The sequence below is a fragment of the Mycobacterium sp. 141 genome (genome assembly GCF_000382405.1).
Classification (GTDB): domain Bacteria; phylum Actinomycetota; class Actinomycetes; order Mycobacteriales; family Mycobacteriaceae; genus Mycobacterium.
Genome location: NZ_KB908257.1, coordinates 143,031 through 157,482 on the forward strand (window position 1 = coordinate 143,031; position 14,452 = coordinate 157,482).

The window sequence follows — 14,452 nt, forward strand, 5'->3', positions numbered from 1 at the left end:
AAGGTGTCGGTGGCGCTCGGCACACTCCCTGCATGGGGGAGCCATTCATAGGGACGGAAGCCATCGCGTCGGGCAAGTTGACGGCGTATCAGCTACGCACCAGATGCGCGGCGATCTATCCGGGTATCTATGTGGGCCGCGACACCGTACTCACCGCCAAGTCGAGGGCAAAGGCTGCATGGTTGTGGTCGGAGCGCCGGGCAGTGGTCGCAGGACGGTCGGCCGCAGCGCTGCTCGGATCGAAATGGCTGGACGCACGGCAGCCAGCCGAGTTGATCTGTGACAATCGTCGCCCGCCCAAGGGGATACGCACTCGGTGCGATCGTTTCGAGGATGACGAGATCACAATCGTGGGCGGCATGCGGGTGACCACGCCGGCTCGCACGGTACTCGACCTGGCCTGTCGGTATCCCGTCGACCAGGCCGTGGAGCTGATCGACGCTCTCGCCAACGCGACACACGTGAAGCGGGCCGATGTGGAGTTGCTCGTCGACCGATACCGCGGACGTAGAGGGATCAAGAACGCGCGAACAGCACTGGGCCTCGTCGACGCCGGCGCAGAGTCGCCGCGCGAAACCTGGCTGCGGCTACTCGCAGGCCGAGCCGGATTTCCGAGACCGCGTACCCAGGTACCCGTCCATGACGAATATGGGGTGCTGGTAGGGGTTTTCGACATGGCCTGGGAAGACGTCAAGGTCGCCGCAGACTACGAGGGTGAGCAGCATCGAACAGATCGCCGCCGCTTCAATCGGGATATCCATAAGGCAGAGACGGTGACGCGCATGGGATGGACCCATATCCGGGTCACCTGCATGGATGGCGAGGCAGACATCATCAAGCGGATCTCGGCCGCCGGAGTTCCGCGAGTGTGAATCCTCTGCGAATCCAAGACAGTTTTCTCGCAGGAGATTCACACTCGCGAAGGTGTGGCTGATGACGGTCGCACACGGCGGTAGGGATACTGGACGGCGATGATCGAACTCGCCGGGCTGACCAAACTCTACGGAACCCAACGTGCCGTCGACGACCTGACGTTCACCGTCGAAGCGGGCGTGGTCACCGGGTTCCTCGGGCCCAACGGCGCAGGCAAGACCACCACCATGCGGCTGATCCTCGGCCTCGACCGTCCGAATGCCGGCACGGCCGTCATCGACGGCAAGCCGTATCGCGAGCTGCGCGATCCGCTGCGGACTGTCGGTGCGTTGCTCGACGCGCGTCAGGTCCACCCCAACCGCAGTGCCCGCAACCACCTGCGCTGGATTGCCGCCGCCAATCGGATCCCGGCCACCCGCGTCGACGAGGTGCTCGAAGCCGTCGGGTTGGACGCGGTAGGCGATCGGATCGCGGGGACGCTGTCGCTGGGCATGAGTCAGCGGCTCGGCATTGCCGCCGCATTGCTCGGGGATCCGCCGGTGCTGTTGTTCGACGAGCCCGTCAACGGTCTGGATCCCGAAGGCATCCACTGGGTGCGCTGCCTGATGCGTAGCCTGGCCGCCGAGGGCCGCACGGTGTTCGTGTCCAGCCATATGCTGGCCGAAATGTCCCACACCGCAGATCGGTTGGTGGTGATCGGCCAGGGCAAGCTGATCGCGTCGACGACGGTCGTGGAATTCGTCAGCGGGTCGGGCAACACCGTGCGGGTGCGCAGCCCGCAGTTGGACACCCTGGCCGAAGTACTCGCCGACGCCGGGCTGCAGACGGACGTGGATGCCGACGCGCTCACGGTGTGCGGTGCGGCCATCGAGGTGATCGGGGAACTGGCGGCCCGCAATTCGATCGTGTTGCACGAATTGAGCACGCAGGCGGCTTCGTTGGAGGAGGCGTATCTGAAACTCACCGACGACGCCGTCGACTATCGGGCGGGCAAGCCGTGAGCGCGTTCGCGGCGCTCGACGCCGAACGCATCAAACTGTCCACCACGCGCTCGCCGCTGTGGTCGATACTGGGTGTGGCCGCGCTGAGCCTGGGGGTGGCCGCCCTGCAGGGTTGGACTTCCTACGGTCACACCCCGCTGGCGCCGGGCAAGGCCGCGCTGGGGGTGGCGGTGTTCGGCGTGCCGGTGCTGATGATCTTGGCGTCGATGACGGTGACGGGCGAGTACCGCACCGGGCTGATCCGCACCACGTTGCTGGCGACACCCAACCGGACCTGGATATTGGTCGCGAAGGCGATTGTCGCGGCGGCATTTTCGTCGGTGTGTGCGGTGGTGATGGTGCTGGCGTCGATCCTGGTGGCCCGATTGTTCGCCGAACCGGTTGCGGGCGCACAACTGTCGCCGGCCAATTCGGCGACCTGGTCGGTGGCGGGAGGCTTTGCGCTCTACGCCGCGCTCGCCGCGGTGCTCGGGGTCGCCGTCGGTGCACTGGTGCGCTTCACGGCCGGTGCCGTTGCGGTGCTGTTGTTGTGGCCGCTGGTCGCGGAGCCGCTACTGGGCAACCTGCCATCCACGGGTGTGCAGCTCGGCCCGTGGCTGCCGTTCGCCAACATGTTCCGCTTCCTCGACGTGGAATGGCTGTTCCCGACCTATGCCATCCCGTGGGGTGAAACGGGTTCGCTGCTCTACTTCGTGGCCCTGGTTGCGGTCGTGTTCGTCGCGTCCGTTGTGGTGTTGAACAAGCGTGACGCCTGATCGGAGCCGTGGACCCGCTCCGGGATTGCACGACGACGGCGCACGCGTATTGCCATCCGGGTCGCGCGTAGTCCGGTGTCGGGCGGCCACTGGTTTCAGGTAGTCGAGCACGGCTGTCGGGCGGCACCTTGCGAGTCACGATGAATGTGGCCCCAACAGTGTTGTCCGGGTTGGGATTCTGTCCACCTAGGGCAGTTGTCCGGGGTCTTCGACGAGCGAGGGCAGACGTGATGACAGTTGACGACGCCGAGCGCCGCTATGAGGCCGCGTTGCGGCAGCTTCCCGAAGCGCATTCGTTGGCACTGCGCCTGTCCCGCGCCGGCGCGGCAGACGAGGTGATCTGCGATTACCTGCGAATCGAACCCGAAGGACTGGCGAGCGTTCTCGAGATCGCGCACCGGAAGCTGGCGATCGAGCTGGAGAAACTGCAGTGACGCCGACGAGCCGCCGTCATCATCCGGCGGCGCCCTCGACACCCGGTCCGGGATTTCCCTGCCCCGGGTCGGTGGGCAGCTCATCGGCGGGCGCCGGATTGTCACCGGGGCACACTTCGTGCCCCTCGCACTGGCCGAAGTCCCAGGTGCCGGGCGGGTCGTTTTCCGAGGGGACTCGGCCGACCGTCGGCTGGACAGGCGGCACGGCGGCCGTCGTCGGTGCTGGTGTGGAGGCCGTCCGCTGGCTTGGCGCCACGGATCTGGTCGGGGACGCAGTCGGGCGCGGCGCAGGTGCGGGATTCGCGCTCGCCGACGGGAGCGGCTGACTGGTCACCGCGGGCGGTGCGGTCGTCGCCGCGGGCACTGTAATCGTGACCGTAGGCGGCGTCGGCTGCGGTCCCTGGCTCTGACAGCCGGCAATCGACAAGGCCGCGACGGCGACGATGCCGAGCATCCGCAGTGCGCGGGCACCTCCGAAATGCCGGAGCTGGCCCCGGCTCGGACACCTGTCCACGCAAGCGTTCACGATTGCCCTCGCTCCTCCGCTGTCTGATCTCTGCGACGCGCCCGACGCTCTTCCGACTCACTGTCGCTGCCGCGACAATGAGCGGTATCCGAGCCGGACTACCCGAATCTCGCTTGCCCGTCACGACCAACTACCTGTGGTTTGCGGCCCCGACGCAACAACTACGCGAGGGCGCGATGGCAGCCGCGACGTGGCATACCGCCATGTTTGGCCGGTCTCGGCGCTTGTGTCGCTACGTGAAGTCGCTGATAGCCGTGGATAATTCGGCTCTCGTCGCGACGCCGGCCTTCACGGCCGCCCGGTAGATGTGACCTTCCACGGTCCGCACCGAAAGCGACATCGCCTCGGCGATATCACGGTTCGACATTCCCTGCGACACGAGAAGCGCGATCTCACGTTGTCGCGCGGTCAGCGGAAGCGAGATCTTGGCGGCGGTCAGCGCTGGGCTGACAGCGCCCCCGCACTCCTGGGCAAGGTGGCCGGCGCGGGCGCTGGCGGAAAGTGCGCTGCCGCGCAGACCGGCGCGGCGGTAGCTCGACGCGGCTTGGGCCGCCGCGTCAGCACCGGCCAGCATGTCACCCATTGTCTCGAAGTCTCGCGATGCGAGTTCTAGTGCGGCACTGTCGTCGTCAGCCAGCGCGCGTGCGTACCGGGCGGCGACGGCAGCCCGGGGCCCTTCGACCGATTGCGCCAATTCGGCGAGTCGGTCGGCGCAGGTGATGTCGCCCAGGTGAGCAGCGGTCTGCAGGCAGATGACCTCGCGCGCCGGCTGGCCGTGCCTGCGGGCGAATTCCGCGGCATGCGCTGCGATCTTGCGTGACTCGCCGGCCCGGCCACGGACCGCCTCCACCCATGCCGACGCGAGCAGGTAGCCGGACTCGACATAGGCGTAGGCCGGATGTCGACTGTCACGAGTGGCTTTCATGGCCGCTATCGCGGCATCAACCTGCCCGGAACGGGCCAAGGCCTCGGTGCGCAGGATCTTGAACCGATAAAAGATCCCACTGATTTCACCGTATCCGCCAATTCCGGCGCCGGCCGAATCGAGGCAGCGCACCGCAGTGGGCAGATCGCCCTTGGCCAGTGCGGTCATACCCACCGTGGCGGTCGCCATGGAGCTGGTTATGCCAGACAGTTCGGCGCACAGTCGATGCCGCTCCTCGGCGACGGCCGTCGCCTCCGCGATGAACCCGGCAGCCAGCAATGCGTAGGCATGGAATTCGGCCAGACCTGTGCCTCCGAAGCCCGCCTGGGGTGATTCGTGAAGCGTGGCATAGCCGGCGGTCGCCTTCTCGGCGGCTTGTTGCGGCTGTCCCAGGTCGCCCAACGCGATGGTCTGGGCGCAGAGGCCCATGATCGCGCCGAAATGGTCGAGATGCTGGGGGTTTACGGTCGCCATCGTGTCGAGAGCTTCGGCGGGTTGGCCGGCCAGGACCAGTTGGACCGCGCGGAAGGTACGGAGGTGGTCGTCGGGAGCGGTCTCATTCGCCAGGATCGCGTCGTCGATGACCTTCATGGCGTGTTCAGGGCGACGCAGTACCCAGAGCAGGTTGGCCGCCCGCAGGACCGCCGGGCCGACGAAACCGGTGGCGGGCAGTGCGTCAGGTTCGATCGCGCCGAGGAGTTGTTCTGTTTCGGTTCCCTTTTCGCGCAGGAACAGCACGTACGCGAGCAGCATCTTGTACTGGGGGTCTGCGCTGACCTCGACAGCGCCGGCGGCGAGGCGTTCGGCGAGTGCCAGGTCGAGCCGCGAACGGGCGACCGCGGCGGCCCAAGACAGCACACGCGGATCGGGAGTCAGATCCGATTCGAGCCACAACAGCCCTAGCCGAAGAGGATCTGCCCGGCTGGCGTCGGGTAGGCGTGCCATGGCCTTCGCGATGTCACCGCGCAGCCGGCGCAGCCGCAACGGGCCACACTGACTGAGCCGAACTTCGCCGTAGAGCGGATGACCGACGTAGACCAGGTCGGCCCCGGGCGCCACCTTGATCAGTCCGCGCTCCTCGGCTGCCTCGATCGAACTCTGTTCGGCCAGCACCGCCAGGCAGAACCGATCCAGGGGTTCGGCAACGGCCACCAGGTCGACGACCTCACGAACATCGCCGGGGACTGCGCCGATCTGCAATTCGACCAACTCGACAAGCGTTGGCGACATCGACGATTCGGCCGTCCACGTCCACTGGCCGGCCTCACATACCAGCCGCTTCTCTGCGCGTTCCTGCTCGACGAGGTGCCGCAGGTACAGCACATTTCCGCGGGTCAGTCTCCACATCCGTTCGGCGAACTCGTCGCTCACGACGCCCAGAACCGACTGCAGCAGCTTCTCGGACTCCGGGCGCGACAACGGCTGCAATTCAAGTCGGCGCAGCACGCCGTCTTTCCACAGCGTCGTCACCGCATCCGGTGCCGGTTCGCCGGTGCGGACGGTGGCGACGACCTTGGCCACGCGCTGCACCACCAGTTGATGTATCACCAGTGCGGACAGGTCGTCGAGCAGATGTGCGTCGTCGACGACGAGCAGCAGTGGCGCGTCGCCGGCGGCGGCCCGCAATCCGTCGACGACCTGGCGCGCCATGGTCGTCGGGGCCGCTTCGAGATCGTTGGTCCACGGCGCAAACGGGCCCAGTGGCACCGGACGCCCGGCCACCGTCCCGGCCACCCGATTGACCACCCAACCGGCGGAGGCCATCGCGTCGGCGGCCTCGCGAGCGAGCCTCGTCTTGCCTACACCGGCCTCGCCGGCGATCAGAACCCCACTGAGTTCACCGTCGGCAAAGGCTTCATCGATCAGGCGAAGCTCTTCCCCCCGGCCCGTCACGGGCCAGCGATCGCTCATGTTCGGATAGTAGCCAGCTCGAAGAGTCGCAAATGACGGCTTGGGCGATTTCCTTTTGCTCTCCACTGGTCGTTGTCAACGCCGCCCGCCGCCTCGGACACCCACTACGGTGGGTGCAATGCGACGCAATTTGACGGGGGCGGTCCTTGGTGCGGTCGTGCTGGCCGTGGCTTTGGCCGGCTGTGACAGCAAGACGGAACTCGATGCCGATACGCCGGCGGCCCCGCCCGCAGCCCGAGAATTCGCCGAACAGCTGCGTCACCAGGTGTCGGTGGACGCGATGATGGACCACCTCAAGAAGCTGCAGGAGATCGCCGACGCCAACGACAACACCCGCGCACTCGGCACGAGCGGCTATGACGCCAGCGTCGACTATGTGGTGAACACTTTGCGCGACAAGGGTTTTGATGTGCAAACCCCCGAGTTTGAGGTCCGCCTGCCGTTCTCCGAAGATCCGCAGGTCACCGTCGGCGGACAATCGGTGGCCGCCAAGCCGCTGCTGTACACGATCGGCACCGGGCCTGCGGGGGTGTCCGGCCCGCTGGTGGCGGCCCGCACCGGGGATTCCCCCGGGTGTGAAGCCAAGGACTACGACGGGCTGCCGGTGGCCGGTGCCGTGGTGCTGGTCGACCGCGGGCACTGCGCGTTCAGTGCCAAACAGACCGCTGCTGCCGAGCGCGGGGCCGTCGCCCTGATCGTCGCGAACAATCAAGACGGCGACCAGATGGGCGGCACTCTCGGCGAGCGCACCGAGGTCAAGATTCCGGTGGTCAGTGTGAGCAAGGCCGACGGCGCGCGACTTCGGGCCACTCCTGGCTCCACCACGATCAGACTCAACGCCGGGGTCCGCACCGAACACACCCGGAACGTGATCGCCCAGACGAAGACCGGTTCGACATCCGACGTGGTCATGCTCGGTGCGCACCTCGACAGCGTTCCGGAGGGGCCTGGTATCAACGACAACGGCTCCGGGGTTGCCGCAGTGCTGGAAACCGCTCTGCAGCTGGGTAATTCACCCGATATCAAGAATGCGGTGCGGTTCGGGTTCTGGGGCGCCGAGGAGGAGGGCCTGCGCGGATCGCACAACTACGTACAGTCGCTGGATCTCGAAGCGCTCAAGGACATCGCGCTGTACCTCAACTTCGACATGCTCGGCTCGCCCAACCCGGGCTACTTCACCTACGACGGCGACCAGTCCGCGCCGCCCGACCCCAACGGTCCGCCGCGAGTCCCGGAGGGCTCGGCGGGTATCGAGCGCACGCTTGCCACCTACCTGCAGAACGCCGGAAAGACGCCGCGCGACACCAGCTTCGACGGACGCTCCGACTACGACGGATTCACCCAGGCCGGCATCCCGGCAGGTGGATTGTTCTCGGGTGCCGAGGACAAGATGACGCAGGAGGAGGCAAAGCTGTGGAAAGGCAACGCAGACCAGCCCTTCGATCCGAATTACCACCAGCCCACCGACACCCTGGACCACGTGGATCAGACTGCGTTGCAGATCCACGGTGAGGGTGTCGCCTACGCCGTCGGGCTGTACGCACAGGATCTCGGTGGCCGCAACGGGATTCCGATCCGGTCCGACCGCACCCGACACGAGATCGACGCGTCGTGAGGGCTGGCTGGGGCGCCGCGACGCTGGTGGCCGTCGCCGTCGCAGGGTGTTCGTCAGCACCGCCACCGCAGGTCGATCCGCATGAGTTGGCGAGCCGGATCACCGTGGACGCCATGTACACCCACCTGCACAAGTTCGCCGAGATCGCCGAGGCCAACGGCGGCAACCGGGCCCAGGACACCCCCGGGTACGACACCAGCCTCGACTACGTATCGAATCTCTTGCGGAGCAAGGGCTTCGATGTTCAGACGCCGGAGTTCGAGCGGCTCGGTCCCATGCAGGGCGGTAATCCCGCTCTGGTTGTCGAAGGTACGCGGTACCCGGTCGTTCAAGCGTCGCTGCTGACCACGACACCACCCGGCGGCCTGAGCGCACCCACCCTGCACCCGACGAAGCTCGCGGGCTGCACGGCGGCGGACTACGGAACCAAGAAGATGACCGGGGCCATCGCCGTGGTCGATGACACCGGATGCTCGGTGGTGGTCAAACAAAACACCGCAGTGGCGCAGGGCGCGGTCGGGCTGCTGGTGGTCAGTACCGTCAGGCCCAGTCCCGCGGGGTTGTTCACCCAGGACTACTACCGGCAGCTCACGGTGCCCGTCGGCATCATCGACAAGACCGTCGACACTGCGCTGCTGCGCACTTCGGCCGCGGTCAAGCTCACGCTGGACGGCAGATCAGAGCTGATCAAATCACGGAACCTGGTGGCGCAGACCAAGACCGGATCGACTTCGGACGTGGTGATGGCCGGAGCGCACCTGGACAGCATCCGCGGTGGCCCGGGCATCAACGACAACGCCACCGGCGTGGCCGCACTGCTGGAAACCGCAGTGCAACTCGGTAGTTCGCCGCCGGTGCACAACGCGGTGCGGTTCGCGTTCTGGGGTGGGCAGGAGACCGGTGCTGACGGGTCGACGCAGTATGTGCGCGGACTCGACGAGAGTCAACTCGGGGATGTGGCGCTGTACCTCAACTTCGACACGTTGGGTTCGACCAACGCTGGATACTTCACCTATGACGGCGACCAATCCGCCGCGACGACTGTCGTCAAACCGGTTCCCGAGGGGTCGGCGGGCATCGAGCGCACCCTGGCCGGCTACCTCAACCTCGCCGGGGTACGCCCCGCCGACATGCCGCTGAGCAATACCACCGACTACAGCCCGTTCTTGGCCGCGGGCGTGCCGATCGGCGGCACCACCACGGGATCGTCCCAACGCAAAACGGAGGTGCAGGCGCGGCTCTGGGGCGGTAAGGCGGGGCAACCGTTCGACCCGAACTACCACACCCGGCGGGACACCATCGACAATGTCGATGCCCACGCACTGTCGATCATGGGTCCCGCCGTGGCCTTTGCTGTCGGCAGCTACGCGGCGTCGATCGACGGCGTCAACGGGGTGCCGTCGCACGACAAACGCAACCGGCACCAAGGCTGAATCAAAAAACAGCCGGATTCCGGTGAACCGGACTGCACGCCGTCCCGTAGTACGGGGTATGGGAATCGACTTTGGCCAGATTGTCAGTCACAGCACAATCGCCGGTGTTCACGGCGTTCTTCCGCCGCATCGATATACCCAGGACGAGATCACCGAGACGCTGCTCGACCTGCCAGGATACGACGAAGTCGCCGATGTGGTGCGGGCTCTGCACAAGAGTGCGAAGGTCAACAGCCGATACCTGGTCCGGCCGCTGGAAGAGTATGCGCAGCTCAGCGATTTCGGCGATACGAACGACCTGTTCATCGAACATGCGACGGAGCTGGGGTGCCAGGCGTTGTCGGGTGCGCTCGAAGAGGCCGGTCTGCGTCCGCAGGACGTCGATCTGATCGTTACCACGACGGTCACCGGGGCAGTGGTGCCTTCGCTGGATGCGCGGATCGCGGGAAAGTTGGGGCTGCGGCCCGACGTGCGACGCATCCCGATCTTCGGGTTGGGCTGTGTGGCCGGGGCGGCCGGCATCGCCCGGCTCAACGACTATCTGCGTGGCGCGCCCGACAAGATCGCGGTGCTGGTGTCGGTGGAGCTGTGTTCGCTGACCCGCAAACACCATCCATCGATGCCCACATTGGTCGCGGGTGCGTTGTTCGGCGACGGCGCCGCGGCGGTGGTGTCGGTCGGCGCGCAGCGTGCGCAACAGCTCGGCCCGAGCGGGCCCGACGTATTGGACTCCTGCAGCCATCTGTACCCCGACTCGTTGCACGCCATGGGTTGGGACATCGGCAGTGCCGGGTTCGAGATCGTGCTGAGCGCGGATGTGCCGAGCTTCGTGGGGCGCTATCTGGGCGATGACGTAACCGGTTTCCTTGCTGCACACGGCCTCAAAGTCGATGACGTAGAGTCCTGGGTGAGTCACCCGGGCGGCCCGAAGGTGATCGAGGCGATCATCAATACTCTCGAACTACCTTCCGACGCACTGGATTTGACTTGGCAATCGCTGTCGGAGGTGGGCAATCTGTCGTCTTCGTCGGTACTGCACGTGCTGCGGGACACCATCTGCAAGCGCCCCGCGCCGGGCAGCCCGGGTGTCCTGATGGCCATGGGGCCGGGCTTCTGCTCCGAACTCGTCCTGCTGCGTTGGCGCTGATGGGCCGCAAAGGCATGGCCGCCCTGATCGCCGCGGTCGCCGCCGAACGAGTGGTCGAGCTCGTGGTCTCCCGGCGCAACCTTCAGTGGAGTAAGGCCAACGGCGGCAAGGAGTTCGGCTCCGGGCACTACCCGGTGATGGTGGTCCTGCACACCGGCCTGCTGGCCGGCGCGCTACTGGAGGCACGCCGGCACCCGTTCCGTCCGTGGCTGGGTTGGCCGATGCTGACCCTGGTGCTGGCCGCACAGGGTCTGCGCTGGTGGTGTATCACGACGCTCGGCCGCCAATGGAACACCCGGGTGGTGGTGATACCCGGGGCGGAGCGGGTGACCGGCGGTCCGTACCGGGTGGTGCCGCATCCGAACTACGTCGCGGTGGTGACCGAGGGCGTGGCACTGCCGCTGGTCGGTGGTGCCTGGCGCACGGCGCTGGTCTTCAGCGTAGCCAATGCGGTGTTGCTGCGAACCCGGATCCGGGTGGAAAACGATGCGTTGCAAGGCTTGACGTGATTGATCTGCTCGTTGCGGGTGGCGGGCCGGCCGGCCTGGCCACCGCCATCCGCGCGGCCCGAGCCGGGCTTGAGACGGTGGTGGTCGAGCGCCGGTGCGGCCCGATCGACAAAGCCTGCGGTGAGGGGTTGATGCCGCATTCGGTCCGGCACCTCGAAGCTCTCGGCGCTCACGCCGACGGCCGGGCCTTTCGCGGCATCCGCTATCTGGATGGCTGCCGGGTGGCCGAGGCGCGGTTCACCGGCGGTGCGGGACGAGGCGTGCGGCGCACGGTGCTGCATGCCGCGCTGTCCGACGCGGCGACCGCGGCCGGCGTGAAGGTGGTGCAAGGCGAAGTGGGTGAGGTGAGCCAAGATTCGACGTCGGTGACCGCCGCGGGTTTCCGGTCGCGGTACCTGGCCGCCGCCGACGGTTTGCACTCGCCGATCCGCCGGTCGCTCGGGCTGTCGTGTGACAACGGGCCGCGGCGGCGGTGGGGGATCCGCCGGCACGTCGAGATTGCGCCGTGGTCGGACTGTGTCGAGGTGCACTGGGCCCGGGATGCGGACGCCACCGAGGCTTACGTGACGCCTGTCGCCGACGACTGTGTCGGCGTGGTGATCCTGACCTCGGGTCGTGGCCGGTTCGACGAACACATCGGGAAGCTTCCGCAATTGGCCGAGCGGATCCACGGACTGCCGCACGGGGCCGACCGGGCCGCGGGACCGTTGCGGCAGAAGGTCCGGGACCGCACCGCGGGCCGCGTGCTGCTTGTCGGGGACGCGGCGGGCTACATCGACGCGCTGACGGGCGAGGGGATGGGCCTGGCGTTCGGTGCCGCCGAGCTGTTGGTCGGATGTGTGCTTGCCGACCGGCCGGGCGACTACGACCGGCAGTGGCGGGCACTGACCAGGCGCTACCGGTTCCTGACGGCAGCGCTGTTGTACGGCAGCGGCTTTCGGCCCGTGCGGGCGAGCATCACGCCGGCTGCTGCGACGCTACCCGTCGTCTTCTCCGCGGTGGTCAACGCGCTCGGGGAATGACTTGCGCAGCCCGCGCGTCTGCGACTGTCTCCTCCTTGTGATCCGCGCCGGGATGGGTTCGGCGGCAACCACGGTGAAGGGTGTCTTTACCGGGAAGCCATGGTGATGGGATGTCACGTAGACCTCGCGGACAAGGGTGGCCAGCGCCAGGGTAGCTTCCAGCATCGCGAAGTGATCTCCCACGCAGGAACGCGGACCACCGCCGAAAGACAGGTACTGCCAACGGTTTCGGCCCGCCGAGCGATCCGGAGAGAACTGGTCCGGGTCGAGTGTCAGCCCGGCACGGGTGGCAGGATTAGAGTAACGCGTTACCCCAATTTACCCGTGCGTGGATTATCGCTGGTGGCGATGCATGTCACGGCCCGGTCGCCCCGGGTCCAGGAATCGGAGGTCGGGTACAACACGAACAGTTTGATGGCTGCTTCGTTGACGGCACCCGGTGCGTAATCGGTCAACGCCGGCCTGCACTGGTCGGTGTACTTCATCACCGCGGCGTCACCGGGGAAATCGCCGTCGGGCATGGTCAGCACCGAGAACACCTCGCCCTTGTGAGGCTGATCGCACGTCACGGTGTGGACATACAGCACCCTGCTGCTGTCTGGAATGTCGCCGAGGCAGTCGCCGGCCTTGACCTGCATGGCCTGTGTCGAGTCGCGGTTGACGACGTAGTAGACCACCGCCGCCGCGGCTACGGCGCCCGTCACGAGCACCGCCAGCAGGATCAGCACCCAGGTGAGCGTCGAGGCCTTCTTCTTCGGCTGGGCCGGAAACCGGCCGGGCTCCGACGAATACGGCTGCGGCGGCGGGGGCGGATAATGCCCGGGCGGGGTTGTCACACCAGCAACCGTAATGCGGCGTCGACGGCCAGGGCAGGCACGTCCAACGTCTTGGATCCCAGATCGTGCCGCGCCCCGGTGATCGCGATCAGCTCGGTCGGGCCACCGACGAGTGCCGCCGCGGCGGTGAGCTCGTCGAGCGTGCCGAACGGGTCGGCGCTGCCGTGGACGAACACCGTCGGCACCGTGATCCGCGGAAGGTGTTCGGTGCGGGCCCGTTCCGGCTTTCCGGGTGGGTGCAGCGGGTAGGAGAACAACGTCAGCACATCCACCGAGACCGCGCCGTCGGGATCTTCTCCCGCCACCGCCATCGATGTCTGCCTGCCGCCGTAGGAGTGCCCACCCGCGATCACCGGGCCGCCGGACAGCGTGCGGGCCAGCTCCACCGCCTCGGCGACACCGGCGCGGTCGCCGGCCGCAGATCCTGACGGCGGACCCTTGGGCCTGCGGCGCCGGTAGGGCAGGTTGTAGCGGAGGGCCAGCCAACCCCGGGACGCCCACTCGTCGCAGATCTTGACCAACAGCGGGGAATCCCGGTTGCCACCGGCCCCATGGGTGAGCACCACGACCCCGTGCGGCGTGCCGTCGGGCTGGTGCGCGATGCCATCGATCGGGACGAGACTCGCGTCCAGGTTCATCTGTTCAATCTGAAGAGCGCCGACACCGGGCCGTGGCCGTGGCCCAGCGGATAGGCCGCCCGCAGGCATTCGGTGACCCACCGTTTGGCGAACCCCACGGCCTCGGGCATCGAATAGCCGTGCGCGAGTGCACAGGCGGTCGCCGCGGCCAGGGTGTCGCCGGCACCGTGGTCGTTCCCGGTATCGACACGTTCGGCATCGAACTCGTGGAACTCCGCGCCGTCGAACAACAAATCCGGGCTGTGGGTGCTGGCCTGTAGGTGTCCGCCCTTGACCAGCGCCCACTGTGGCCCCAACGCGTGCAGGGCCCGGGCTGCGTCCTTCTGGGTGGCTGTGTCCACCACGTCGATGCCGGTCAGCAGCCGAACTTCGTCGAGGTTCGGGGTGACCAGCGTGGCCAGCGGGAACAGCCGGGTCCGCAGCGCGTCCAGGGCGCTGGGGTGTAGCAGCGGGTCACCGTGCATCGAGGCGCACACCGGGTCGACCACCAACGGCACACCCAGGCTGAGCTGGTCCCATGTTTCGGCGACGGTCTCGATGATGTCCGACGAGGCCAGCATGCCGGTCTTGGCGGCCTGCAGCCCGATGTCTGAGGCCACGGCGTCGATCTGGCCCGCCACGACGTCGAGCGGGATCTCGTGAAACCCCTTGACACCCACCGAGTTCTGGACGGTCACCGCGGTGACGGCGACCAGCCCGTGTAGGCCCAGCATGGCGAAGGTGCGCAGATCGGCCTGGATGCCGGCGCCGCCGCCGGAGTCCGACCCGGCGATCGTCATCACCCGGTGCGGGGCCTGGCCCGGTGGGGTCAATGGCAGGAAATTCAC

14 protein-coding genes and 1 pseudogene are annotated in these 14,452 nt (G+C 67.1%); 9 read left to right on the forward strand and 6 right to left on the reverse strand.

Annotated elements, in window-relative coordinates:
- Positions 1-32 precede the first annotated feature (32 nt).
- The 4 genes from H276_RS0105825 (at position 33) to H276_RS0105840 (ending at position 3,063) form a co-directional block, all read left to right on the forward strand.
- Complete coding sequence (locus tag H276_RS0105825) at positions 33-872, forward strand: hypothetical protein (protein ID WP_019970368.1); 840 nt, start codon at positions 33-35, stop codon at positions 870-872.
- A 99-nt stretch (positions 873-971) separates the two neighbouring features.
- Positions 972-1,874, forward strand: a complete 903-nt coding sequence (locus tag H276_RS0105830; RefSeq protein ID WP_019970369.1) for an ATP-binding cassette domain-containing protein — start codon at positions 972-974, stop codon at positions 1,872-1,874.
- On the forward strand, positions 1,871-2,629 hold the full coding sequence (locus H276_RS0105835; RefSeq protein WP_019970370.1) for an ABC transporter permease: 759 nt from the start codon (positions 1,871-1,873) through the stop codon (positions 2,627-2,629). The genes H276_RS0105830 and H276_RS0105835 overlap by 4 nt, the downstream gene beginning before the upstream one ends.
- Before the next feature lie 230 nt (positions 2,630-2,859).
- Positions 2,860-3,063 (forward strand): hypothetical protein, encoded by a 204-nt coding sequence (locus tag H276_RS0105840; RefSeq protein WP_019970371.1) that lies wholly within the window; start codon positions 2,860-2,862, stop codon positions 3,061-3,063.
- 19 nt (positions 3,064-3,082) lie between these two features.
- On the opposite strand, the gene H276_RS24515 is transcribed toward H276_RS0105840, so the two are convergent.
- Positions 3,083-3,268 (reverse strand): hypothetical protein, encoded by a 186-nt coding sequence (locus H276_RS24515; RefSeq protein WP_155942972.1) that lies wholly within the window; start codon positions 3,266-3,268, stop codon positions 3,083-3,085.
- 553 nt (positions 3,269-3,821) lie between these two features.
- Positions 3,822-6,425: an AAA family ATPase gene (locus H276_RS25545; protein ID WP_019970373.1), complete on the reverse strand. Its 2,604-nt coding sequence runs from the start codon at positions 6,423-6,425 to the stop codon at positions 3,822-3,824.
- Between the two features lie 118 nt (positions 6,426-6,543).
- Between H276_RS25545 and H276_RS0105855 the strand changes: the two genes are divergently transcribed.
- The 5 genes from H276_RS0105855 to H276_RS0105875 are packed head-to-tail and all read left to right on the forward strand — an operon-like array spanning position 6,544 to position 12,151.
- Positions 6,544-8,040 carry a M28 family metallopeptidase gene (locus H276_RS0105855; protein ID WP_196807846.1) on the forward strand — a complete coding sequence of 499 codons (1,497 nt, stop codon included), beginning with the start codon at positions 6,544-6,546 and terminating at the stop codon, positions 8,038-8,040.
- Positions 8,037-9,473, forward strand: coding sequence for a M28 family peptidase (locus H276_RS0105860; RefSeq protein WP_019970375.1), 1,437 nt, complete (start codon positions 8,037-8,039; stop codon positions 9,471-9,473). Before H276_RS0105855 ends, H276_RS0105860 begins: the two co-directional genes overlap by 4 nt.
- Positions 9,474-9,531: 58 nt before the next feature.
- A complete protein-coding gene (locus H276_RS0105865; protein ID WP_019970376.1) occupies positions 9,532-10,620 on the forward strand; it encodes a type III polyketide synthase in 1,089 nt (362 codons plus the stop codon).
- Positions 10,620-11,129 (forward strand): isoprenylcysteine carboxyl methyltransferase family protein, encoded by a 510-nt coding sequence (locus H276_RS0105870; protein WP_019970377.1) that lies wholly within the window; start codon positions 10,620-10,622, stop codon positions 11,127-11,129. Before H276_RS0105865 ends, H276_RS0105870 begins: the two co-directional genes overlap by 1 nt.
- Complete coding sequence (locus H276_RS0105875) at positions 11,126-12,151, forward strand: NAD(P)/FAD-dependent oxidoreductase (protein ID WP_019970378.1); 1,026 nt, start codon at positions 11,126-11,128, stop codon at positions 12,149-12,151. Before H276_RS0105870 ends, H276_RS0105875 begins: the two co-directional genes overlap by 4 nt.
- On the opposite strand, the pseudogene H276_RS23875 reads toward H276_RS0105875, so the two are convergent.
- From H276_RS23875 to thiD, 4 genes and pseudogenes are all read right to left on the reverse strand, one after another.
- Positions 12,107-12,427 (reverse strand): annotated as a pseudogene (locus H276_RS23875) (cytochrome P450); the annotation flags it as partial. The gene H276_RS0105875 and the pseudogene H276_RS23875 sit on opposite strands and share 45 nt — an antisense overlap.
- Positions 12,428-12,459: 32 nt before the next feature.
- On the reverse strand, positions 12,460-12,987 hold the full coding sequence (locus H276_RS0105880; RefSeq protein WP_019970379.1) for a septum formation family protein: 528 nt from the start codon (positions 12,985-12,987) through the stop codon (positions 12,460-12,462).
- The gene (locus H276_RS0105885; protein WP_019970380.1) at positions 12,984-13,625 is read right to left on the reverse strand and encodes an alpha/beta family hydrolase; all 642 of its coding nucleotides are present in this window, start codon (positions 13,623-13,625) and stop codon (positions 12,984-12,986) included. The genes H276_RS0105880 and H276_RS0105885 overlap by 4 nt, the downstream gene beginning before the upstream one ends.
- On the reverse strand, positions 13,622-14,404 hold the full coding sequence (thiD, locus tag H276_RS0105890) for a bifunctional hydroxymethylpyrimidine kinase/phosphomethylpyrimidine kinase (RefSeq protein WP_081625420.1): 783 nt from the start codon (positions 14,402-14,404) through the stop codon (positions 13,622-13,624). The genes H276_RS0105885 and thiD overlap by 4 nt, the downstream gene beginning before the upstream one ends.
- Positions 14,405-14,452 lie beyond the last annotated feature (48 nt).

Coding starts and splice junctions, on each gene's coding strand:
- H276_RS0105825 (WP_019970368.1), top strand. CDS start 33: ATGGGGGAGCCATTCATAGGGACGGAAGCCATCGCGTCGGGCAAGTTG.
- H276_RS0105830 (WP_019970369.1), top strand. CDS start 972: ATGATCGAACTCGCCGGGCTGACCAAACTCTACGGAACCCAACGTGCC.
- H276_RS0105840 (WP_019970371.1), top strand. CDS start 2,860: ATGACAGTTGACGACGCCGAGCGCCGCTATGAGGCCGCGTTGCGGCAG.
- H276_RS25545 (WP_019970373.1), bottom strand. CDS start 6,425: ATGAGCGATCGCTGGCCCGTGACGGGCCGGGGGGAAGAGCTTCGCCTG.
- H276_RS0105855 (WP_196807846.1), top strand. CDS start 6,544: ATGCGACGCAATTTGACGGGGGCGGTCCTTGGTGCGGTCGTGCTGGCC.
- H276_RS0105865 (WP_019970376.1), top strand. CDS start 9,532: ATGGGAATCGACTTTGGCCAGATTGTCAGTCACAGCACAATCGCCGGT.
- H276_RS0105870 (WP_019970377.1), top strand. CDS start 10,620: ATGGGCCGCAAAGGCATGGCCGCCCTGATCGCCGCGGTCGCCGCCGAA.
- H276_RS0105885 (WP_019970380.1), bottom strand. CDS start 13,625: ATGAACCTGGACGCGAGTCTCGTCCCGATCGATGGCATCGCGCACCAG.
- thiD (WP_081625420.1), bottom strand. CDS start 14,404: ATGACGATCGCCGGGTCGGACTCCGGCGGCGGCGCCGGCATCCAGGCC.